Annotated in this window: 21 protein-coding genes; 11 read left to right on the top strand and 10 right to left on the bottom strand. The window is 73.3% G+C overall.

What is annotated here, in order from left to right; translation table 11 throughout:
- Nucleotides 1-10: 10 nt before the first annotated feature.
- The 4 genes from BN2279_RS16235 to BN2279_RS16220 all read right to left on the bottom strand — a co-directional run bounded on the left by BN2279_RS16235 (nucleotide 11) and on the right by BN2279_RS16220 (nucleotide 4,030).
- Nucleotides 11-517 (bottom strand): peptidylprolyl isomerase, encoded by a 507-nt coding sequence (locus BN2279_RS16235; protein WP_456112213.1) that lies wholly within the window; start codon nucleotides 515-517, stop codon nucleotides 11-13.
- A gap of 292 nt (nucleotides 518-809) precedes the next feature.
- The gene (locus BN2279_RS16230) at nucleotides 810-2,111 is read right to left on the bottom strand and encodes a hypothetical protein (RefSeq protein WP_059010225.1); all 1,302 of its coding nucleotides are present in this window, start codon (nucleotides 2,109-2,111) and stop codon (nucleotides 810-812) included.
- A gap of 37 nt (nucleotides 2,112-2,148) precedes the next feature.
- Complete coding sequence (locus BN2279_RS16225; protein ID WP_059010223.1) at nucleotides 2,149-2,655, bottom strand: SigE family RNA polymerase sigma factor; 507 nt, start codon at nucleotides 2,653-2,655, stop codon at nucleotides 2,149-2,151.
- A gap of 121 nt (nucleotides 2,656-2,776) precedes the next feature.
- Nucleotides 2,777-4,030: a hypothetical protein gene (locus tag BN2279_RS16220; RefSeq protein WP_059010221.1), complete on the bottom strand. Its 1,254-nt coding sequence runs from the start codon at nucleotides 4,028-4,030 to the stop codon at nucleotides 2,777-2,779.
- Nucleotides 4,031-4,298: 268 nt separating this feature from the next.
- On the opposite strand from BN2279_RS16220, the gene BN2279_RS16215 reads away from it, so the two are divergent.
- Nucleotides 4,299-4,997, top strand: coding sequence for a DedA family protein (locus BN2279_RS16215; RefSeq protein WP_059010219.1), 699 nt, complete (start codon nucleotides 4,299-4,301; stop codon nucleotides 4,995-4,997).
- Between the two features lie 12 nt (nucleotides 4,998-5,009).
- Here the strand turns inward: BN2279_RS16215 and tatA are convergent, their stop codons facing one another.
- From tatA to BN2279_RS16195, 4 genes are all read right to left on the bottom strand, one after another.
- Nucleotides 5,010-5,285 carry a Sec-independent protein translocase subunit TatA gene (gene tatA / locus BN2279_RS16210; RefSeq protein ID WP_059010217.1) on the bottom strand — a complete coding sequence of 92 codons (276 nt, stop codon included), beginning with the start codon at nucleotides 5,283-5,285 and terminating at the stop codon, nucleotides 5,010-5,012.
- Between the two features lie 157 nt (nucleotides 5,286-5,442).
- The gene (locus BN2279_RS16205) at nucleotides 5,443-6,522 is read right to left on the bottom strand and encodes a Zn-dependent alcohol dehydrogenase (RefSeq protein WP_059010215.1); all 1,080 of its coding nucleotides are present in this window, start codon (nucleotides 6,520-6,522) and stop codon (nucleotides 5,443-5,445) included.
- Between the two features lie 74 nt (nucleotides 6,523-6,596).
- The gene (locus tag BN2279_RS16200; protein ID WP_059010213.1) at nucleotides 6,597-8,018 is read right to left on the bottom strand and encodes an aldehyde dehydrogenase family protein; all 1,422 of its coding nucleotides are present in this window, start codon (nucleotides 8,016-8,018) and stop codon (nucleotides 6,597-6,599) included.
- Between the two features lie 172 nt (nucleotides 8,019-8,190).
- Nucleotides 8,191-8,637: an ATP-binding protein gene (locus BN2279_RS16195; protein ID WP_059010211.1), complete on the bottom strand. Its 447-nt coding sequence runs from the start codon at nucleotides 8,635-8,637 to the stop codon at nucleotides 8,191-8,193.
- 238 nt (nucleotides 8,638-8,875) lie between these two features.
- Between BN2279_RS16195 and BN2279_RS16190 the strand changes: the two genes are divergently transcribed.
- From BN2279_RS16190 to BN2279_RS16150, 9 genes are all read left to right on the top strand, one after another.
- Nucleotides 8,876-9,649 (top strand): hypothetical protein, encoded by a 774-nt coding sequence (locus BN2279_RS16190; protein ID WP_059010209.1) that lies wholly within the window; start codon nucleotides 8,876-8,878, stop codon nucleotides 9,647-9,649.
- 113 nt (nucleotides 9,650-9,762) lie between these two features.
- Nucleotides 9,763-10,557, top strand: coding sequence for a YcnI family copper-binding membrane protein (locus BN2279_RS16185; RefSeq protein ID WP_059010207.1), 795 nt, complete (start codon nucleotides 9,763-9,765; stop codon nucleotides 10,555-10,557).
- Between the two features lie 108 nt (nucleotides 10,558-10,665).
- On the top strand, nucleotides 10,666-11,343 hold the full coding sequence (locus BN2279_RS16180; protein WP_059010205.1) for an SCO family protein: 678 nt from the start codon (nucleotides 10,666-10,668) through the stop codon (nucleotides 11,341-11,343).
- On the top strand, nucleotides 11,340-11,816 hold the full coding sequence (locus BN2279_RS16175; protein ID WP_059010203.1) for a copper chaperone PCu(A)C: 477 nt from the start codon (nucleotides 11,340-11,342) through the stop codon (nucleotides 11,814-11,816). Before BN2279_RS16180 ends, BN2279_RS16175 begins: the two co-directional genes overlap by 4 nt.
- A gap of 10 nt (nucleotides 11,817-11,826) precedes the next feature.
- Nucleotides 11,827-13,758: a copper resistance CopC/CopD family protein gene (locus BN2279_RS16170; RefSeq protein ID WP_059010201.1), complete on the top strand. Its 1,932-nt coding sequence runs from the start codon at nucleotides 11,827-11,829 to the stop codon at nucleotides 13,756-13,758.
- 5 nt (nucleotides 13,759-13,763) lie between these two features.
- Nucleotides 13,764-15,002: an iron uptake transporter deferrochelatase/peroxidase subunit gene (gene efeB / locus BN2279_RS16165; RefSeq protein WP_059010895.1), complete on the top strand. Its 1,239-nt coding sequence runs from the start codon at nucleotides 13,764-13,766 to the stop codon at nucleotides 15,000-15,002.
- Nucleotides 15,003-15,076: 74 nt separating this feature from the next.
- Nucleotides 15,077-16,021, top strand: coding sequence for a prephenate dehydratase (gene pheA, locus BN2279_RS16160; protein ID WP_059010199.1), 945 nt, complete (start codon nucleotides 15,077-15,079; stop codon nucleotides 16,019-16,021).
- 445 nt (nucleotides 16,022-16,466) lie between these two features.
- Nucleotides 16,467-17,747 (top strand): serine--tRNA ligase, encoded by a 1,281-nt coding sequence (serS, locus tag BN2279_RS16155; RefSeq protein WP_079032203.1) that lies wholly within the window; start codon nucleotides 16,467-16,469, stop codon nucleotides 17,745-17,747.
- Nucleotides 17,744-18,604 carry a Cof-type HAD-IIB family hydrolase gene (locus tag BN2279_RS16150; RefSeq protein ID WP_059010196.1) on the top strand — a complete coding sequence of 287 codons (861 nt, stop codon included), beginning with the start codon at nucleotides 17,744-17,746 and terminating at the stop codon, nucleotides 18,602-18,604. Before serS ends, BN2279_RS16150 begins: the two co-directional genes overlap by 4 nt.
- A 102-nt stretch (nucleotides 18,605-18,706) precedes the next feature.
- Here the strand turns inward: BN2279_RS16150 and BN2279_RS16145 are convergent, their stop codons facing one another.
- Nucleotides 18,707-19,258 carry an RNA 2'-phosphotransferase gene (locus BN2279_RS16145; RefSeq protein WP_059010194.1) on the bottom strand — a complete coding sequence of 184 codons (552 nt, stop codon included), beginning with the start codon at nucleotides 19,256-19,258 and terminating at the stop codon, nucleotides 18,707-18,709.
- 197 nt (nucleotides 19,259-19,455) lie between these two features.
- Here BN2279_RS16145 and BN2279_RS16140 point away from each other — a divergent pair, with 197 nt between their 5' ends.
- The gene (locus BN2279_RS16140) at nucleotides 19,456-20,637 is read left to right on the top strand and encodes an alpha/beta hydrolase family protein (RefSeq protein ID WP_059010193.1); all 1,182 of its coding nucleotides are present in this window, start codon (nucleotides 19,456-19,458) and stop codon (nucleotides 20,635-20,637) included.
- 18 nt (nucleotides 20,638-20,655) lie between these two features.
- Here the strand turns inward: BN2279_RS16140 and BN2279_RS16135 are convergent, their stop codons facing one another.
- Nucleotides 20,656-21,603, bottom strand: a complete 948-nt coding sequence (locus BN2279_RS16135) for an NADP-dependent oxidoreductase (RefSeq protein ID WP_059010192.1) — start codon at nucleotides 21,601-21,603, stop codon at nucleotides 20,656-20,658.
- Between the last annotated feature and the right edge of the window lie 3 nt (nucleotides 21,604-21,606).

Raw genomic sequence — 21,606 nt, 5'->3', positions numbered from 1 at the left:
CCCCCGCGGATCACTCGACGGTGATCGACTCGATGACCACGTCCTCGACCGGGCGGTCCTGCGCGTCGGTCTCGGTCGCCGCGATGGCGTCCACAACGGCCCGGCTCTCCTCGTCGGCGACCTCACCGAAGACGGTGTGCAACTGGTCGAGGTGCGGGGTCGGGGCGACGGTGATGAAGAACTGCGAACCGTTCGTGTCCTCGCCGGAGTTGGCCATGGCGAGCAGGTAAGGCTCGTCGAACGTCAGCTCCGGGTCGAACTCGTCCTGGAACTGATACCCGGGCCCGCCCATGCCGGTGCCCTCCGGGTCACCGCCCTGGATCATGAAACCGTCGATGACCCGGTGGAAGATCGTGCCGTCGTACAGCGGCTCGCCGTCCTCCTGCCCCGACCACTGGATGGAGCCGTCGGCGAGACCCGCGAAGTTCGTCACGGTCAGCGGGGCCTGCTCGGGGAAGAGGGTGAGCGCGATGTCGCCCTCGCTGGTGTGGATGACGGCACGGGACACGTCCGGCACCTCGACGCCGGCCGGGTCGGTCGGCGAACCGCCCGGCCCCTCGGCGGGGGTGCTCTCCGACGCGCCCGGCGGGACGGCGTCGGAGCCCTTGTCGGCGCCGGACCCGGACCCGGTCCCGTCCTCGGAACCGCAAGCGGTCAGCGTCAGCAGCCCGACGCACAGGAACGCCGTCGCCAGACGCCGGTGGGAGCGGATCATGTCGCCAGCCTTCCGAATGCTCGTACAGGAGTGCGCAGCCACATCATGCACCACGGGCGCGCGCCCACGCCTCTCCCGTCCTGCGCGTTCCGCCTCAGTCCTGGAGAAGCGCCCGCCACTCCGGTGAGGCACCGATCTCCGTCAGCTCGTCCAGGCTCAGCGGGCCGACGGCCTCCTCACCGGCACCGGCCGGGACCTCCACGGTCTCCGTGATGTCCAGCGACGAGCCGTCCGCGTAGTAGACGTCGATCATCCAGGTGCCGGCCTCCGGGTCGGGGCACCGCAGGACCTCGGTGCTCTCGTCGCCGGTGGCATACGGCTCGCAGCCGGCGTCGCCCATTCCGGACGGGTCCTCCAGGTCACCGTCGTCCATGCTCCAGCCGTCGGGGAACGAGCCGGGCGCCCACGCGTTGATCTCCACCAGCGCCGTGCTCTCGCCGTCGCCGACCTCCAGCGCGGCATAGCCGGGATACGAGTCGCCGCTGTCGGTGATCTCCAGCCCGGCCGGGGCCAGCTCGCGGAACAGGGCGAGCAGCTCCTGGGGCTCCACCGAGCTGTTCCACCCGGCGTATGCCTCCGGCGCCTCGTACTCCGCGTCCACCTGGTCGAAGACCCGCTGCCACACCGCGTCCTGGACGATCTCCTCCAGGAGGGTCAGCTCCACCGGCGGGACGTCCGGAACCCCGGCGGCGCCCTCGGTCCCCTCCGCGGTCACCGTCATGGTCACCGAGCGGAAGCCCTCGGCCTCCGCGGCCGGGCCGCTCGGGCTCTCCAGCCCGACCCCCCAGGACCGCTGGGCCATCGAGTCGTCGCCGACCGGCACTCCGTCCGGCGCCCCGATCGACAGGTCCTCGGCGCTGTAGTCCATGGTCCGCGAGACGAGCAGGGACCCTCCGTCCAGCTCGGTCTGGTCGCAGGTCGCGCCCGCCTCCTCGTCCCACACCGAGCAGCCCGCGTCGGCGCGCCAGTCCTCGCTCTGCCAGCGCGTCAGGTCGAGATCGATGGTGAAGCTGACCCCCGCGCCGTCCTCGGCGACGAGCGACACATGGGGGTCGGCGGTGGTCGCGGGTCCGGCCGCGCCCAGCACCTCGCTCACCGTGTAGGAGTCCGGCAGCATCTCGGTCAGGGTCTCGATCATGTCCTGACCGGTCTCCGGCGGAGCCGCGGTCACCTGGCCGTCGTCCCCCAGACCCGGCAGATAGACGGCGCCCACGGCGATCGCCGTCGCCGAGACGGTGCCGCCGAGCACTCCGGCCCGGCGCCGCCACAGCCGCGCCCGGCCTCGCCGCATCCCGCTCTCCGCCAGGGCCTGGGGATCGTGATGAAACCCGTTCCCCGTCTGGCGCAGCATGGCGCTGAACTCCCGCTCGAGATCCGTGTAGTCGTCGTTCGTCATCGCTGGGTCCTCCTTCCTGGGCTTGCGTCGGCCCTGCTCAAGCGGTCAGCTCCGCGAAGCCCGTGTCACCGAGCTGGGTGCGGAGCTTGCTCAGCGCGCGGCTGCTCCGGGTGCGGACGGCGCTGGAACTGGTGCGGAGGATCTCGGCGGTCTGCTCCACGCTGAGGTCCTCCCAGAACCGCAGCACCAGGACGGCGCGGTCCAGGCGCGGCAGCTCCGCCAGCGCCTGAAGCAGCGTGACCCGCAGCGGTGAGTCCCCCTGCTCGACCGTCTGCTCGGGGAGGCGCACCACCGGACTCTCACCGCTGCTGCGGCGCCTGCGGTGCGCCAGATAGACCCGGACCAGCACGGTCTGGGCATAGGCGGCCGGATTGTCGATGCACTTCCTCCGGCCCCACGCAATGTACATGCGGCCGAGGGTCTCCTGCACGAGATCCTCCGCGAGGTGGGTGTCCCCACTGGTGAGCAGGCAGGCCGACCGGTAGAGCGCGGATCCGCGGCGTGTGGCGAAGTCGTGGAACTCCTCCAGATCACGCTTCTTCATCCGCTCCCCCTCGCGATCGGCCTGCCCTGTCGTGCCCCTGCACTCCTACTGATGCGTGAGCCGGTCACTTATGTTGCACCAGTGGGCCATCCTTTTCCGGCCGGGTCCGGTCCGTGACCGGTCAGCCGAGGAGCGCGCGCCACTCGTCGGCGGAGGCGATGCCGGTCAGCTCCGCCAGGGTGAGGGGAGCGGCGTTGTCCCCGGTGTCATCGCTCTGGGTGATGTCCAGCGAGGAACCGTCCGGGTAGTAGACCGCGGCCCACCACAGCGCCACCGGGTCGTCCTCGCCGGTCGACGGCCACGAGCAGGAGACGATCTCGGTGCCGTCGTTCAGCACCTCGGTCTCGCAGTCGGGGCCCTCGGTCCCGGCCGGCTCGGTACCGTCGCCGCCCTCGATCCCGTCGGGACCGACCGCCGAGAGGTCGACCTCGCTCTCGTAGGACTCCACGGACAGCTCGGCCGCCGACTCGCCCTCCTCGATGGCGCTCAGCCCGCTGTCCGCGTCCCAGGTGGTGATGTCGATCTGCGCCGGGCCGTTCCCGTCGTCGATCGTCAGCGACGCCCAGCCCGGCTCGTCGTCCTCGCCGTCGGTGATCTCCAGGCCCTCCGGCGCCAGCTCGCGGAAGGTCGCGCGCAGCTCGGCGGCCGGGATGTCGCTGCTGGGCTCGTCCGACCAGTCCTCCGGCGGCCCGTACTGCTCGTCCGCCGCGTCCAGCACGTCCTGCCAGACGGGCTCCTGGACTATCTCCGCGAGCTCGTCGATGTCGACCGGCGGGGTGTAGGAACCGGGGTCACCGGTCTCCGTGAAGTCCTTGTAGAGCGACAGCGAGACCGCGCGACCGCCCGGCTCGTCCAGCCCGGAACCGCCGGGGCCCTCCAGGTAGACGTCCCAGCTCCGGCCCGACCAGGGATCGACGCCCTCCTCGGGAACGCCCTCCTCGTCCCACTCCCAGGTGATCAGCGAGAGCACGGAGCCGTCAGGCAGCTCGGTCTCCTCGCAGGTGGCACCGTCCTCCGGCACAAGCCCCCACGACGCGCAGCCGGAGTCCGCCCGCCAGTCGTCCGTCGCCCACCGGTACAGCCCGAGGTCGACCGACGCCCCGCCCGCGCCGTCCTCGACCTGAAGCGACGCGTACGGGTCGGAGACCACGTCCAGGCCCTCGCCCTCGGAACCCGTGATCTCCACACCCTCCGGCAGCAGCGCGGTCAGCGCCTCGATCAGCTCCTCGCCGGTGCGGGGGGTCTCCGACCCCTCCGCCCCGTAGCTCGGCTGGATGGCGGCGGCCGTGCTCACCGCCGCGAGCGTCGCTATCGCGGCGGACAGCCCCAGGCGCCGGCTCCAGCGCGGCTTGCGTCCCGCTACCCCGTTGATCATTCCCGTACCCCTCCGTCGGTCTCGGCTCGCCGCCGGTGATCCGCGGCTCGCCCCGTTACCCCTGTTGATGCGGTGGGGCCGGGAGAATGTTGCGGACGACTTTCGCCGCGCCCGGTGCCACGCCGCGGACGGCACCACGGAAGGCACCACGGAAGGCATCACGGAAGACATAGGGCAGGCACCGGGCAGGCGTCCGGGAAGAGGGGCCGGGGGCACGGAGGTTGATAGCCTGGCGGGACACCCATCGCCCGCGCATCAGGGGTTCCTCTTGACGGATTCTCTCGCTCTCGGTCCCAGTTGGCTGGACCCGGAGCAGCTCATCGAGGCTTTCGGCCTGATCGGCATCCTGGTCGTCGTCTTCGCCGAGTCGGGCCTGCTCATCGGCTTCTTCCTGCCGGGCGACTCGCTGCTGTTCACGGCCGGGCTGCTGGTCTCCACCGACCAGTACCTGCACTATCCGCTGTGGCTGATGTGCGTGCTGATCTCGGTGGCGGCGGTGCTCGGCGACCAGGTGGGGTACCTCTTCGGCCGCAAGGTCGGCCCGGCCCTCTTCAACCGGCCGGACTCCCGCCTGTTCAAGCAGGAGAACGTGGAGAAGGCCCACGTGTTCTTCGAGAAGCACGGCCCGAAGTCGCTGGTCCTGGCCCGCTTCGTACCGATCGTGCGCACGTTCACGCCGATCATCGCGGGCGTGTGCCGGATGGACTACCGCGCGTTCGTCACGTTCAACATCATCGGCGGTGTGCTGTGGGGCGCGGGCGTGACGCTGCTGGGCGCCGCGCTGGGCAAGGTCGACTTCGTGCGCGAGCACGTCGAGCTGATCCTGATCCTCATCGTGCTGCTGTCGGTCGTGCCGATCGCCATCGAGTACCTGCGCGCCCGGCGCGCGGGCCGGAGCACCGCCGCGTCGGGGAACGCCGAACCGCCCCAGGCCGCGACGGGCCAGGGGCGGGACGCCCACCGCTGAGGCCGCGGGGCCTCAGCTCTGCTGAGCCGGCCTCGGCTCCTCGACGGGCCGGGCGCCGGCCACGTCGCCGGGCGCGGACTGGATCGTCTTCGCCACCGTCGGAGCCTGCGGCTCGCCCCCCTGGGGCGGGGTCGCGGCGCTCTCGGCCTTCAAGGCCGCCGTCTCGCTCTTGAGGATGCGCGCGGACTTGCCCAGCGAGCGGGCGATGTCCGGCAGGCGCTTCGCCCCGAAAACGAGCAGCACGACGATGGCGAGGAGAATGAGCTCCCTGGCACCGATCTGACCCATGACTTCCACCTCCAAGGGAACGTAACCGAACGTCCCATATCAGGCGCCACGGTAGCGCGCCCCAGGTAAAGATGACACAAATCCCCGGCCAATACACCGGGGCCCGACCGGTCAAAGTCGGACAAAAACATAAGAATCGGATTCCGCCGTGGTCCGGTCAGAAGATCACGAGGGAACGGCCGCCCTTGCCCGCCGCCATCCGGTCGAACGCCTCCTGGACGTCGCCCAGCCCGATCCGGTCGGTGACCAGGGCGTCGAGGTCGAGGCGTTCGGTGCGGACCAGATCGGCGAGGACCGGGATGTCGCGGGCCGGGTCGCTGTTGCCGTAGACGCAGCCGGACAGGGTGCGGGCGAAGTGGAAGATCTCCATCGCCGAGAGCGTCAGCTTGTCGTCCTTGCCCCCCACGCCGACGACCGTCGTGTGGCCGCCGCGGCGGGTCGAGGACCAGGCGGTGCGGATCACATCCGCCCGGCCGACGCACTCGATGGCGTGGTCGGCGCCGTGGCCGCCGGTGAGTTCGCGGACCGCGCGGGCCGTCCGGTCGTCGGCGAGCAGGAACGCGGTCGCGCCGTGGCGCAGCGCCAGCTCCTCCTTCTCCGGGGAGATGTCCACCGCGATGACCGGGTCGGCCCCGGCGATCCGCGCGGACTGGAGCACGGAGAGGCCGACCCCGCCGAGGCCGTAGACGACCACGGACTCGCCGGCGCGGATCCGCGCCGCGTTGTGGACGGCGCCGTAGCCGGTGAGCACCGCGCAGCCCAGCAGGGCCGCGGTCGTCAGCGGCACGCCGGGCGGCAGGGGCAGCACCGCGCGTTCGGCGACGACGGTCTCCTCGGCGAACGCGCCGGTGCCCAGGCCCGGGTAGACCGGGGTGCCGTCGCCGAGCGTGGCGTACGGGGCCGCCGCGCCGTCGAGGGCGTGCTCGCACAGCCAGGGCTCGCCCAGCTCGCACAGGTGGCAGTTCCCGCACGCGGGCGCCCAGTTGAGCAGCACGGCGTCACCGGGCCGGACCGACTCGACGCCCTCGCCGACCGCGACCACGGTGCCCGCGCCCTCGTGGCCGAGCACGACCGGGGCGAGGGTGCGCAGCACGCCCTTCGCGAGGGACAGGTCCGAGTGGCAGACACCGGCGGCGGCCACCTTGACGCGGACCTGGCCCGGCCCCGGCTCGGGCAGCGCGATGTCGACGAGTTCGAGCGGGGCGCCCACGGCGGGCAGCAGAACGGCCTGGACCATCGGGTGTTCCTCGATTCTCAGCGGCGGTGAAGACGCGGGACGACTCGGAAGACGCGGCACAGCGCGGGAAGGCGTCAGAACTGAAGGGACTGCGTCTGGAGGAACTCCTCCAGCCCGAACCGGCCCATCTCGCGCCCCACCCCGGAGTTCTTGTACCCGCCGAACGGCGCCGCCGGGTTGAACGCGCCGCCGTTGATGTCGATCTGCCCGGCCTCCATCCGCCGGGCGAACGCGGCGGCCTCGGCCGGGTCCGCCGCCCAGACGCCGCCGGACAGACCGTAGTCGGTGCCGTTGGCGATCTCCAGGGCGTGCTCCGCGTCCCGGTAGCGCAGGATCGACAGGACAGGGCCGAAGATCTCCTCCCGGGCGATGGTCATCCCGGGCTCGACGTCGGCGAAGACCGTGGGCCGCACGTAGTAGCCCTTGTCCAGGCCCTCCGGCGCCTCGGCGCCACCGGCGACCAGGCGCGCGCCCTCGCGCACGCCGGTCTCGATGTAGGCGCGTACGCGCTCCCGCTGCACGGCGCTGACCAGCGGGCCGAGGCGGGTGGAGCGGTCGGTGGGGTCGCCCGGCACGTAGCCCTCGGCGCTCTTGGCGGCCAGCTCGACGGCCTGGTCGTAGTCGGCGTCGCTGACCAGCATCCGGGTCCAGGCGCTGCACGTCTGCCCGGCGTTGAGGAAGGCGTTGCCGACGCCGACCTTCACGGCCCGGGTCAGGTCGGCGCCGGGCAGGATGACGTTGGCCGACTTGCCGCCGAGCTCCAGGGCGACCCGCTTGATGCCCCGGCCCGCGGCGGCGCCGATGCGGCGGCCGACGGCCGTGGAGCCGGTGAACGAGACGACGTCCACGCCGTCGTGCTCGGCCAGCGCCGCGCCCGCGACCGTGCCGAGGCCGGTGACCAGGTTGAACGTGCCGGCCGGCAGGCCCGCGTCGTGGACGATCGAGGCGAAGAGCCGGGCGGTCAGCGGTGTGTTCTCGGCGGGCTTGAGGACCACCGGGCAGCCGGCGGCGAGCGCGGGCAGGACCTTGGCGACGATCTGGTGCAGCGGGTAGTTCCAGGGGGTGATCGCGCCGACGACGCCGGCCGGCTCGTAGTACACCGTCGAGTTCCCCACCTTCTCCTCGAAGGGGAACTCGGCCAGCACCTCCAGGACCGACGTGGCCACCGCGACCGGCAGCGTGCTGTGCAGGGCCTGGGCCAGCCGGAGGGGCGAGCCCAGCTCGGCCACGACGGTGGCGGCGATCTCGTCCTGGTGGGAGGCGATTCCGTCGCGCAGCCGGGTCAGGGCGGCGAGCCGCTCGTCGCGCGGGGTCGCGCGCCAGGCGCCGGCGGCGGAGCGGGCGGCGGCGACGGCCGCGTCGACGTCCTCGGCGGTGCCCGCGGGGACGGTGGCGATGACCTCCTCGGTGGCCGGGTTCACCACCTCGATCACCTCGCCGGAGCCGGCGGCCGGGCGCCAGGCGCCGTCGATGTAGTGCCCCTCGTGAGCCTGCATGCGTGTCGCTCCGCTTCTGTCCGGTCGGCGTCGGTCCGGCCACCGCCCACAAATTAGCATTGCTAGTTAATTGTGGAGGCGGTCGCGGTCACAAGCGCACCGCGCCGTGATCCGGCTCACCCGGCCCGGGAACGGACGGCCGGCCGGAGCCAGGGGACGCGCCGAGGCCGGGTCAGGACGCCTTGAGCAGAGCGCCCTCGCGCCATCTCAGCACCTTGTCGAACGTCACGACCGCCCCGCCCGTCCCCGGCTGGCTGTCATAACGGACCCGGTCCGCCAGCGCCTCGATCAGCCGCAGCCCCCGCCCGCCCGTCGCCAGCTCCCGCGGCTCGCGCCGCCCGGCGAGCGGGATGGTCGCCCCGGCCGGGAAGCCGGGTCCGCCGTCCGTCACCTCGATCCGGCAGACGTCCCCGTGGATCGACGCCGTCACCCGGTACACCTCGGTGTGGTCACCGGCGTGCTGCACCGCGTTCGAACACGCCTCGGAGAGCGCGACACACACCTCGTGCGAGATGTCGGCGTCCACCCCCGCGGTCTCCATGGCGCCGAGCAGAAGCCGCCGCGCGAGCGGGACGCTGGCCGCTTCGCGCCGCAGTTGGAGAGACCACCAGATGCTCATGCTCCAGCCTCCTGGCCGCGGCTCGACATATCTGTAGGTATTGCCTACCTCGGTGGACCGTAAGCGCTCGCCCCCCTGAACACCCCTCGTTCGGCGGATGTATCGGGGCCTAGAGGTCGATATAGCCACACTCCGGTAAGGGTGATGATCCGCACTTCCGTACGAGGTCAGGGCCCCGGTGCCTTGCCAAGCGATGGTGCGGTGAGATGATGACGCCGCCATGCGTGCCGGAGCTGATATGCGACTGCTGCGAGCCGCGGTCTTCGCCGCGGCCTGCGCCACGCTGGCCGCCGCCGGGCATCTGTCCGCGACCGGCCTCGCGGTTCCGCTCTGGATCATGGCCGCCGGCTGGGCCGCCGCGTTCACCGTCGCGCTTCCGCTGGCCGGCCGCGAACGCCGCTCCGCGCCCGCGCTCGCCGCCGTCCTCGGCGTCGCGCAGCTCGCCCTCCACGTCCTGTACCACCTCGGCCAGCACGGCACGCTCGGCGTCCTCGGCAGCACCGGGGCGGCGAACGGCGGCACCGGGGCGGCCGGGCTCGCCGCCCGGCTGCTGTGCAGCGACGGGACCGCGAACCTCAGCGAGGCCCAGGCCATCGGCATGCTCCGGGCCGCCGGGCTCGACCCGCACGCCGGGCACGGCCACACGAACGCCGCCGCGGCCACCGGGAACGTCGGCTGCCTCGGGGACGCCATCGCCTCCCTCGCCTCCTGGCCGATGCTGTTCGGCCACCTGCTGGCCGCCATCGCCGCCGGCTGGCTGCTGCGGCGCGGCGAGGCCGCCCTGTGGCGGCTCGTGCGGCTCTCCACCCACCTGCCGCCGCTGCGGCGCGCGCTGCGCCTGGCGCGCGTGGTGTCCGGCGGCGGCCCGCGCGGGTACGCGCCCGCGCCGTGTCTGCCGCGCGCCGCCGACGGCGCGTTGCTGCCCGCCGCGCGCGGGACCGTGCTGGCGAGCGCCGTCAGCCGCCGCGGTCCGCCCGCGTGCGCGGCGCACCGTATGACTCTCGCGGCCTGACGCACTCCCCGGACCTCCGCTCCCCGGCTCGCCGGAACGGAGACGGACGAGGGTGTCGTCGCCGCGCGTTCGACATCCCTTTCGTCCACCACACCTCTCTGTGGAGTGCTCATATGACCCGCACGCGCGTCGTCGCCTGCTCCGTCGCCACCGCCCTGACCGCCGGGGCGTTCCTCGCGTTCACCGCTCCCGCCGCGTCCGCGCACGTCGGGGTGGACCCCGACCAGGCCGAGCAGGGCGGTTACAGCACCATCAACATCAGGGTTCCCAACGAGCGGGACAACGCTTCGACCGTCGGCCTGGAGGTCCACCTCGACCTGGAGCACCCGGTGGCCTCCGTGCAGCCGCAGCCGGTGCCCGGATGGGAGATCGAGATCGAGACGGCGGAGCTGGACGAGCCGCTGGACGTCCACGGCAGCGAGATCACCGAGGTGCCCAGCGTCATCAGGTGGACGGGCGGCGAGATCGAGCCCGGGATGTTCCAGCAGTTCCCGATCTCGGTCGGGCCGCTGCCGGACGACGTGGACCAGCTCCTGTTCAAGGCCATCCAGACCTACGACAACGACGAGGTCGTGCGCTGGATCGAGGAGCCCGTCGAGGGCGAGCCCGAGCCCGAGCACCCGGCGGCCGTGCTCTCCCTGACCGCCGGTGACGGCGACGACCACGCCGCGGACGGCGGGCACGAGGACGCCGACGACCACGCCGACGACACCGACACCGACACCGACGCCGACGCCGCGGACGACGAGACCGGGAACGGCGACGACGACACGGCCGCCGCCGAGTCCGGTGACGACGACGCGACCGACACCACCGCCCGCGTCCTGGCGGGTATGGGCATCGCCGTGGGCGTGGCCGGGGTCGCGTTCGGCGTCCTCGCGGGCCGCCGCCGCACCACGGGGTCCTGACCCTCGTTCCCCGTCGTTCCCCGTCGTTCCCCAGCGGGGCGGACCACCCGTCAGCGGTCCGCCCCGCACCCCCCACGAACAGCAACCGACAGAAATCGACACCCGATCATGCACCTGCGCAGAATCAGCACCGCCCTCGTCGCCACCGTCACCGCCCTGGCCCTCGCGGCCTGCGGAAGCGACGGCGGTGACGACGGCGGCGACGGCGACCACGCCCACGACGGCTCGGCCGCCGAGGTCTCCGGCGGCGGTGGCGAGGACGAGGGCACCGTCCTCGACCAGCCCTTCGACAAGCCGGAACTCGTCCTCACCGACACCAACGGCGACCCGTACGACTTCGTCGCCGAGACCGCCGGCCACGCCACCCTGCTCTACTTCGGCTACACCCACTGCCCCGACATCTGCCCGCTCACCATGAGCAACATCGCCGTCGCCGCCGCCACCCTCAGCGAGGAGCAGCGCGCCGACCTGCGGGTCGTCTTCGTCACCACCGACCCCGAACGCGACACCCCCGAGTCGCTCGGCGCCTGGCTCCAGGCCCAGGACCCGGACTTCACCGGTCTCACCGGCGACTTCGCCACCGTCCAGGAGGCGGCCCGCGCCCTCGGGGTCCATATCGAGCCGTCCTACGAGGACGAGAACGGCGAGATCGTCTCCACCCACGGCACGCAGGTCGTCGCCTTCCTGCCCACCGACGACAAGGCCCACGTCATCTACACCGAGGGCGTCACGGCCCAGACGTTCGAGCGGGACCTGCCCGCGCTGCTCGCCGGAGAGCTGCCGTGACAGCCGCGACGCGCGCCCGCGCCGCGACGGCCGCCGCCGCCCTCGCGTGCGCCCTGACCCTCACCGCCTGCGGAAACGGCGACGGTGACGGGGGCGGCGACGGGGGCGGTCCCGAACTGACCGTCACCGGCGCCTTCATCCCCGAGCCCGCCACCGGCGACATGGCCGGCGGCTTCCTCACCGTCGAGAACGCCGGGGACACCGACGACGCCCTCGTCGCCGCAACCAGCGACATCGCCGGCAGCGTCGAGATCCACGAGACCGTCGACAACGCCATGCGCCGGGTGGACTCGCTGCCCGTCCCCGCCCGCGGCGCGCTGCACCTGTCCCGGGGCGGGAACCACCTGATGTTCCTCGACCTCACGCACCAGCCGGCCGAGGGCGACACCGTGTCCGTCGAGCTGCACTTCGCGACCTCGGACCCGATCACCCTGAACGTGCCGGTCGAAGCCGCCACCCACACCGGGGAGTGACCCGCCAGCCATGACCACCACCGCCCCCGCTCGTCGCCGCTCACCGGCCGTGCCGTTACTGATCGCCGTCGTCACGGCGTTCGTCGCCGTGCTGCTGGGCGCCACGCCCGCCGCCGCGCACTCCTCGCTCATCGGCAGCAACCCGGCGGACGGGGAGGTGGTGGACACGGCGCCCGGAGTCGTCGCCCTCAGCTTCTCCGAACAGGTCGCCGTCTCCGGCGACGCCATCCGCGTCCTGGACCCCGCCGGCGAGCGCGTCGACAGCGGCGACGTGACGGACGAGGGCGGCAACACCCACAGCGTCACCCTCCGGGCCGGTCTGGGCGACGGCACGTACACCGTCGCGTGGCAGGCGATCTCCGCCGACAGCCACCCGGTCTCGGGCGCGTTCACGTTCTCGATCGGCGCCCCCTCGGCCACCAGCGTGCAGCTCCCCGACCAGGCCGTGGGCGAGGGGACCGTCGGGCTCCTGTACGACGTCGCCCGTTACGCCGCCTACGCCGGGTTCGTGCTGCTGACCGGCGCCTGCGCGTTCGTCCTGCTCTGCCGCCGCGAGGCCGCCGCCGTGCCCGTCGTCCAGCGCGTCACCCTCACCGGCTGGACCACGCTCACCGCCGCCACCATCGCGCTGCTGCTCCTGCGCACCCCCTACACCACCACCGGGCGCCTCGCCGACGCCTTCGACCTCGGCGGTCTGCGGGACGTCATCGACACCAAGACCGGGACCGCCCTGGTGACCCGGCTCCTGCTGGTCGCCGCCGCCGGGGTGCTCATCGCGCTCCTGCACGGCGGCTACGCCCGCATCGTCACCGCCCCGCCCGACGACCGCGACGAGGAGCACGACGTCCGCGTCCGCGACCTCACCTTCGGTCTCGCGCTCGGCGGCGCCATCCTCGCCGCCGGTCTGGCCGCCACCTGGGCCCTGGCCGAGCACGCCTCCACCGGCCGGCAGACCTCCGTGGCCATCCCGGCGGACATCCTCCACCTGCTCGCCGTCGGCGCCTGGCTCGGCGGGCTCGCCACCCTGCTGGCCCTGCTCCGCGGCGGGCCCGCCGTGCCGCGCGAGGCCGTCCGCCGTTTCTCCACGCTCGCCCTCACCAGCGTCTCCGTCCTGGTGGTCACCGGCCTGTACCAGGCGTGGCGGCAGGTCGGCTGGTCCTGGTCGGCGCTCACCGAGACGCAGTACGGGCGGCTGCTGCTGCTCAAGGTCGCCCTCGTCGGCGCGCTGCTCGCGGTCGCCTGGACCTCCCGCCGCTGGACCGCCCGCCTCGGGGACACGGCCGCGCCCGAGGCCGGGCCCGACGCCGTTCCCGATGCCGGTGAGGAGGCCGGTGAGGAGGCCCGTGAGGAGGCCGAGGCGGACGGGGACGCCGGGCCCGGCCGTGCCGCGCAGCTCGCCCGCCAGCGGGCCGCCGTGCTGCGGGCCCGGGACCGCAAGGCCCGCGACGCCGATCCGGAACGGGCCGCGCTGCGCCGTTCCGTCTTCACCGAGGCCGCCATCGCCGCCGTCGTCCTCGCCGTCGCCACCTGGCTCAGCGCCACCACCCCCGCCCACACCGAGGCCGACGACGACGCCAGGTCCATGGGCTACGAGGCGCCCGAGCCCGTCTCCGTCGAGCTGCCCTACGACACCGGCGGCGAGGCGGGCCAGGGCACCGCCTGGATCGACGTCTCCCCCGCCCGCACCGGCGACAACACCCTCCAGATCCAGCTCGTCGACGCCGAGGGCCGCCCGGCCGCCGCCGAGGAGGTCCGCGTCGCGGTCACCCTCCCCGACGAGGACATCGGCCCGCTGCGCTTCGAGCCCTTGCGGACCGAGGCCGGCCAGTGGACCGTCACCGGGCTCCAGTTCCCCCGCCCCGGCGCCTGGGAGCTGGCCCTGACGCTCCGCACCTCGGACATCGACCAGGTGACCGAGACCATCACGCTTCCCATCGAGTGAGCACCATGACCGAACGTTCCACCCCGCTCTCCCGCCGCCGCCTGCTCACCACCGCGGGCGGCGCGGGAGCGGCCGGACTCGCCGTCGGCACCACCACCGGCGCCCTGGCCCACTCGGCGGCGACCGCCGACGACGAGCCGGCCCTGTCCACGCTCGGCAGCACCGCCGTCCCCTTCCACGGGACCCGCCAGCCGGGCATCACCACCCCGCTCCAGGCCCACGGCCACCTCGTGACGTTCGACCTCGCCCCCGCCTCCGGGCGCCGCGAGGCCGCCGCCCTGATGCGCCGCTGGTCCGAGCTGGCCGCCGACCTCATGGCCGGACGCGCCACCGGCACCGACACCGCCGTCGCCCGCGACGCCGGCCCGTCGTCCCTCACCGTCACCTTCGGCTTCGGCAACAGCTTCTTCGACGCCACCGGCCTCACCGACCACCGGCCCGCCGGGCTCGACCCGCTGCCGCGCTTCTCCAGCGACGCCCTCGACGAGCGCCGCTCCCACGGCGACATCTGGGTGCAGATCGGCGCCGACGACGCCCTGGTGGCGTTCCACGCGCTGCGCGCCCTGCACCGGGCCGCCGACGAGACCGCCGCGCTGCGCTGGCAGATGACCGGGTTCAACCGCAGCCCCGGCGCCACCGACCGGCCGATGACCACCCGCAACCTCATGGGCCAGCTCGACGGCACCAACAACCCCCGGCCCGAGGACGAGGACTTCGAGGAACGGATCTTCGTCCCCGCCGACGGCGACCCCGCCTGGATGGCGGGCGGCTCGTACGCCGTCTTCCGCCGCATCCGCATGCTGCTGGACGACTGGGAGGAGCGCCCGGCCGAGGAGCAGGAACGCGTCATCGGGCGCCGCAAGGCCGACGGTGCGCCGCTGACCGGCGACAGCGAGACCACCCCCGTCGATCTGGCCGCCACCCACGCCGACGGCACGCCCGTCATCGCCGCCAACGCCCATGTCCGCGTCACCGCGCCCGAGTCGAACGGCGGCGCGGCGATGCTGCGCCGCTCGTTCTCGTTCCACGACGGCTTCCGGGACGACGGAGCACCGGACGCCGGGCTGCTCTTCGTCGCCTGGCAGGCCGATCCGTTGCGCGGCTTCGTCCCCGTGCAGCGGAAGCTGGACCGGGGCGACGCGCTGTCGCCGTTCATCCGGCACGAGGCCAGCGGCCTGTTCGCGGTGCCGGGCGGCGCGGCGGAGGGGGAGTACGTGGGGCAGGCCCTGCTCGAAGGAGCGTGACGGTCCGGACACCCTCCAGGTTCAGGGACTGAGACGGCGGGCAGGGAACGGACCGGCGGGGCTACGGTTGCGCCATGACAGCCGCAAGCCGTTATACCTACCTCGGCCCCGCAGGCACCTTCACCGAAGCCGCGCTCCGCACCCTCCCCGAGGCCGCCACGCGCGAGCTGGTGCCCATGATCTCCGTGCCCGCCGCGCTCGACGCCGTGCGCTCGGGGGAAGCGGCGGGCGCGCTGGTCCCGATCGAGAACTCGGTGGAGGGCGGGGTCTCCGCCACCGTGGACGAGCTGGCCTCGGGCGAGCCGCTGATGATCTACCGCGAGGTGCTGCTGCCGATCGCGTTCGCGCTGCTGGTCCGGCCCGGCACGGTGATCGAGAACATCAAGACGGTGACCGGTCACCCCGTGGCGCAGCCGCAGGTGCGGGGCTGGCTGGAGCGTTTCCTGCCGGAGGCGCAGTGGGAGTCGGCGCTGTCGAACGCGGACGGCGCGCGGCTGGTGCAGGAGGGGCGGTACGACGCGGCGTTCGCCGGGGAGTTCGCGGCCTCGACCTACAACCTCGAACCGCTGGTCACCGACATCCACGACGCGCACAACGCCACCACCCGCTTCGTGCTGGTCGGCCGCCCGGCCCGGCCGGCGGCGCCGACCGGCGCGGACAAGACGTCGGTGGTGCTGTGGCTGCGGGCCGACCACCCGGGCGCGCTGCTGGAGGCGCTCCAGGAGTACGCGACGTGCGGCGTGAACCTGGTCCGCATCGAGTCACGGCCCACGGGCCGGGGCATCGGGCAGTACAGCTTCTCGGTGGACTGCGAGGGGCACATCTCGGAGCGGCGGGTCGGCGAGGCGCTGATGGGCCTGAAGCGGCTGTGCGCCGATGTGCGGTACCTGGGGTCGTATCCGCGCCACGACAGCGTCGAGCCGACGGTGATGACGGGGACGACGGACGCCGATTTCCTGCGGGCGGCGGACTGGCTGACGCGCTGCCTGGACGGCAGGCCGGGCGGGCGGAAGGGCTGAACCGGGCCGGTCGCGGGGGTGGCGTCCGGCGGGCCGCGGGGTGTCCGGAAAGTTATCCACAGGACACCCTCCGTGCCTGTGTACAAGTCGACACGGCGAACCGGACATTATCGACATGTGGCCCTTTCGATTATGAAGCGACCCACAGGTGTGCGGATCACGATTCGTCACCCCACGCATCCGGAGTAACCCCTGCGCGTGACATATTTCCCTCCGCAGGCGTGTGTGAAGGGGGTTCGGGTGGGGAATTCTCCGCCGCACACCGCCGGCCCCCCGGGCCGTCCACCGCGTCATCCACAACCCCCCACCAGCCTGTGGATAACTTGGGCCGTCCCCGCGCTGACCTGTGGATTTCTCCACGGCTGCCATTCCGGCAAAACACCCCAAAAGCCGCTCCTGGCTTTTCCGGTTCAGCCCCTCGCACCCACCCCGGTAGCCTGGGCCCGTGATTGACCTTCGCCTGCTCCGTGAGGACCCCGACCGAGTGCGCGCCTCCCAGCGCGCCCGTGGAGAGGACGTCGGCCTCGTCGACGCGCTGATCTCCGCCGACGAGCGGCGCCGGTCGTCCAGTTCCCGCTTCGACGAGCTGCGCGCCGAGCAGAAGCAGCTCGGCAAGCGCGTCCCGCGCGCCCAGGGCGACGAGAAGGCCGCCCTGCTGGCCCGCGCCGGCGAGCTGGCCGCCGAGGTCAAGGCCGCCGACGCCGAGCGCGACGAGGCGGCGGCCGAGGCCCAGCGGCTGCTGCTCCAGTTGGGCAACATCGTGCACCCCGACGTTCCCGTGGGCGGCGAAGAGGACTTCACCGTCCGGGAGACGCACGGCACGATCCGCGACTTCGAGGCCGAGGGCTTCACCCCCAGGGACCACCAGGAGCTCGGCCACATCCTCGGCGCCATCGACACCGAACGCGGCGCGAAGGTCTCGGGCTCCCGCTTCTACTACCTGACCGGCATCGGCGCCCTGCTGGAGCTGGCCCTGGTCAACGCGGCCATCGCGCAGGCGACCGAGGCCGGGTTCGTTCCGATGCTCACGCCCGCCCTGGTCAAGCCGCGCGCCATGGAGGGCACCGGCTTCCTCGGCCAGGCCGCGCAGGACGTGTACCACCTGGACAAGGACGACTTCTACCTCGTCGGCACCTCCGAAGTCCCGCTCGCCGCCTACCACATGGACGAGATCCTGGAGGCGGACCAACTCCCCCTGCGGTACGCGGGCTTCTCACCGTGCTTCCGCCGCGAGGCCGGCTCCTACGGCAAGGACACCCGGGGCATCTTCCGCGTCCACCAGTTCGACAAGGTGGAGATGTTCTCCTACGTCGCCCCGGAGGACGCGGAGGCCGAGCTGGCGCGGCTGCTGGAGTGGGAGAAGCAGTGGCTGACGTCGCTGGAGCTGCCGTTCCGGGTCATCGACGTGGCCAGTGGCGACCTGGGGGCGTCGGCCGCCAGGAAGTTCGACTGCGAGGCGTGGATCCCGACGCAGGGCAAGTACCGGGAGCTGACCTCGACGTCCAACTGCGCCGAGTTCCAGGCCCGTCGGCTGGCGATCCGGATGCGGACCAAGGACGCCGGCATCCGCCCGCTCGCCACGCTCAACGGCACGCTCTGCGCGGTCCCGCGCACCATCGTCGCCCTCCTGGAGAACCACCAGCGGGCCGACGGCTCGGTCCGGGTCCCGGCGGTGCTGCGGCCCTGGCTCGGCGGGCGCGAGGTGCTGGAGCCGGTGGCGAAGTGAGTCCCGAGGCGTCGTTCGCGCAGCGGTTCCCGTACCGGCTGGTGGCGACCGACCTCGACGGGACGCTGCTGCGCAGCGACCACACCATCTCCCAGCGGACGCGTGACGCGCTCGTCGCCGCGCAGGCGGCGGGCGCGGAGCATCTGGTGGTCACCGGCCGGGCGGTGGCCGGGACGCGGCACATCCTGGACGACCTCGGGTACCGGGGTCTGGCCGTGTGCGGCCAGGGGGCGCAGCTCTACCACGCCGGGGAGCACCGCCTGTTGACGTCGGTGACGCTGGACCGCGCGGTGGCGCGGTGGGCGGTGGAGCGTCTGGAGGCCGACCTCGGCCCGATCGCGGTGGCCGTCAACCGGGACGGGCTGGACGGGAAGATCGTGATGGACGACCGGTTCGACCCGGTCGTGCACAGCGGCTTCGCCGGCGCCGACCGCGCGCCGCTCGCGACGGCCGCGATCGACCGTGAACCGCTGTTCGCGGAGCCGCTGATCAAGCTCTACCTCCGGTGCCCCGGCCTGTCGGAGGACGAACTGGCCGTCGCCGCCCGCGCGTCGGTCGGGGAGCGGGTGACGATAGTGGTGTCGGGGCGGGACTTGGTGGAGATGACGCCGCCGGGCCTGACGAAGGCCACGGGATTGTCCCTGGCGGCCCGGCGGTTGGGCGTGAAGGCGGCGGAGACGATCGCGTTCGGCGACATGCCCAACGACATCCCGATGCTGGCATGGGCCGCGCACGGCGTGGCGATGGCCGGGGCGCATCCCGAAGTGCTGGCCATGGCCGACGAGATCACGGCGGGCAACGACGCCGACGGCATCGCGCAGACCCTGGAGCCGCTGCTCCGGCCCGTCAGGCGCTGAGTTATCCACAGGCTGTGCACGGCCGGTGACCTGCGCGGACGCGTTTCCCCTGTGGATGTCAACACCGGCCGTCCACAGCCCGGTTGACCGGTACGGGCGCCGTCATGGCGCGGGGAGGCGGAGGAACGCGGGCGGGACGGCGGCCGTGAGCCAGACGCCGTTGTCGCTGACGTGGAACACGTGGCCCGCCGTGTGCATCCCGGCCGCGTCCACGGTGAGGATCACCGGCCGGCCGCGACGGGCGCCGACGCGGGCCGCCGTCTCGCGGTCGGCGGAGAGGTGCACATGCCGGCGGGCCATGGGCCGCAGTCCCTCGTCGCGGATCGCGGGGAGGAACCGGGCGACCGTGCCGTGGAAGAGCGACGCGGGCGGCTCGGCGGGCGGCAGGCCCAGATCGACGGCGACCGTGTGGCCCTGACTGGCGCGGATCCGGGTGCCGCCGGGGTCGATGGCGTAGCGGCGCTTGTCGTTGTGCGCCACCACGTGGTCCAGCTCGGCGCGGCTGATGGGGAACCCGTCCCGCCGTGCCGCCGCGAGGAGTTCGCCGATGTCGGTCCAGCCGCGCGGGTCGAGGGTGATCCCGATCCGCGCGGGGTCGTGCCGCAGGTGCCGGGAGAGGTACTTCGATATCCGGGTGCTTCGTCCGTCGTCCATGATTCCCGCCAGCCTGCCGCACAACACGCCCGCGCCGCACGCCGATTCCGCCGGCCCGGGTCCCGCCGGGGTCGGGTTATCCCCCGCCCGGCCGGTGGGTCCACCGGATGGAAACGGCACCGGACCGTCTGACAGGCTGGCCCCGCCACACCGTTCGCAGTAGCCAACTCGCCACCTGCCCCGGGGGATTCACCGTCATGCGCTCACGCCGGGCCGTCGTGCTCCCCGGCCTCGCCCTCGCCGCCGCCACGGCCGCCGCGCCCGCCGCCGCGGCCTCCGCCACCACGCGGCCGACGCTGCGGCTGCCCGCGCCGACCGGGCCGTACCGCGTCGGGGCGGTCGCGTTCCGCCTCGTGGACACCGCGCGCCCCGACCCGTGGCGCGCGGACCAGCCGTTCCGCGAGCTGATGGTCGGCGTCCGCTACCCGGTGCCGCCCGCCGAGGCCGCCGCCTTCCCGGTCGCGCCGCACATGCTGCCCGGCGAGGCGTCCGGATTCGCCGCGCTCAACAACCTCGCGGACATCCCGGGCGACGCCGTCGACTGGGCGGCCACGCCCACCCACGCCCACCTGGGAGCGCCCGTGTGCCGGACGGGCGGGCCGTTCCCGGTCGTGCTCCACTCGCCCGGGGTCGCCGACCCCCGCTCCATGGGCACGACCCTCTGCGACGACCTCGCCTCCCGCGGCCACGCCGTGGTGACCGTCGACCACACCTACGACGCCACCGCCGTGCAGTTCCCGGGCGAAGGCGAGCGGGGCCGCGTCGAACACAGCGTTCTGCCGGGGGAGTTCGCCAACGCGTACCCGGACCCGGAGCGGGTGCGGGCGCTGTTGAGGAAGACCCTCGACACCCGGGTCGCCGACATCCGTTTCGTGCTGGACGCGCTGCCCGGTGCCCTGCCCGGGGAGCTGCGCGGCGCGCTGGACTTCGGCCGCACCGGGATGTTCGGTCACTCGGCGGGCGGCTTCGCCGCGCTCCAGACGATGTACGAGGACGACCGCGTCCGCGCGGGCGCCAACCTGGACGGGGTGCTGGCCTACGTCCAGGAGCCGGGCGAGGCCGGACACTTGGCGCCCGTCGCCGCGAACGGCCTGGACCGGCCGTTCCTGTTGCTGGGCAAGGACGGCAACTCCCCGTCCACCGTGCCCTCCTGGGACTCCCTGTGCGCCACCAGCACGGGGTGGCGGCGGACCGTGACCCTCACCGGCACCGCCCACGCCTCGTTCACCGACGCCGAGGCCCTCGTCCCCCAGCTCGCCCGCCACCTGGACCTGCCCCGCGAGACCGTCACCAGGAACATCGGCACCACCCCGCCCGGCCGCGCGCTCGCCGCCCAACGGACCGAGCTGGCCGCCTTCTTCGACCGCGCCCTGCGCTGACCGGCGCGGACGGCGGCGCTACTCGGCGACCCGGAGCACGATCTTGCCGGTGGCACGGCCCGATTCGCTCAACTCGTGGGCCTTCGCCGCCTGTTCCAGCGGCAGGACGGTGTCGATCTCGACGCGCAGACGGCGGGACGCCACCAGCTCGGTGAGGGTCCGCAGACCCGCGTGGTCCGGTTCGACGATGGTGAAGCCGGTCCTGAGCCCGGCGCTCCCCGGGCCGGCGGGCGGGACGTCGTCCGGTGAGGTGAGCGTGACGAGGGTGCCGCCGGGGCGCAGGACACGCAGCGAGCGGGTCGCGTAGTCGCCGCCGACCGTGTCGAGGACCGCGTCCACGTCCCGGACAGCCGTGGTGAAGTCGGTGGTCCGGTAGTCGATCAGCTCGTCCGCGCCGAGCGCGCGCAGCAGCGGGTGCTTGGCCGCCGAGGCGGTACCGGTGACATGGACGCCCAGCGACGCGGCGATCTGGACCGCGAGGTGGCCGACGCCGCCGGCCGCCGCGTGGATCAGGACCCGCTGTCCCGCCCGGAGAGCGGCGGCCTCGGTCAGGGCCTGGAGGGCGGTCAGCCCGGCGAGGGGCAGCGCGGCGGCGCGCACATGGTCGAGCGCGGCGGGCTTGGGGGCGAAGTGGCGCGCGGGCCCGGTGACGAACTCCGCGTAGGCGCCCGCCTGGTGAGGGAAGCGCGGCATGCCGAACACCTCGTCGCCCGGCCGGAACAGGGTCACGCCGACGCCGACCGCCTCGACCACGCCGGAGACGTCGTAGCCGAGGATCACCGGATCGTTCCACAGGCCGAGGCCGCCGTACCGCCGGGACTTCCAGTCGGTCGGGTTGACCCCGGCGGCGTGCACGCGGACCAGGATCTCGGTCGGTCCCGGGACCGGCCGCGGGGTCTCGATCAGGGTGAGGACATCGGGATCGCCCCAGGTGCGGGGGCTGATGGCGCGCATGGTCTCGTTCATGGA

Origin of the sequence: Streptomyces specialis, assembly GCF_001493375.1 — a bacterium.
Lineage (GTDB): Bacteria > Actinomycetota > Actinomycetes > Streptomycetales > Streptomycetaceae > Streptomyces > Streptomyces specialis.
Note: the sequence above shows the minus strand (reverse complement) of the source record. Positions and strands in the feature narration are given on the sequence as shown.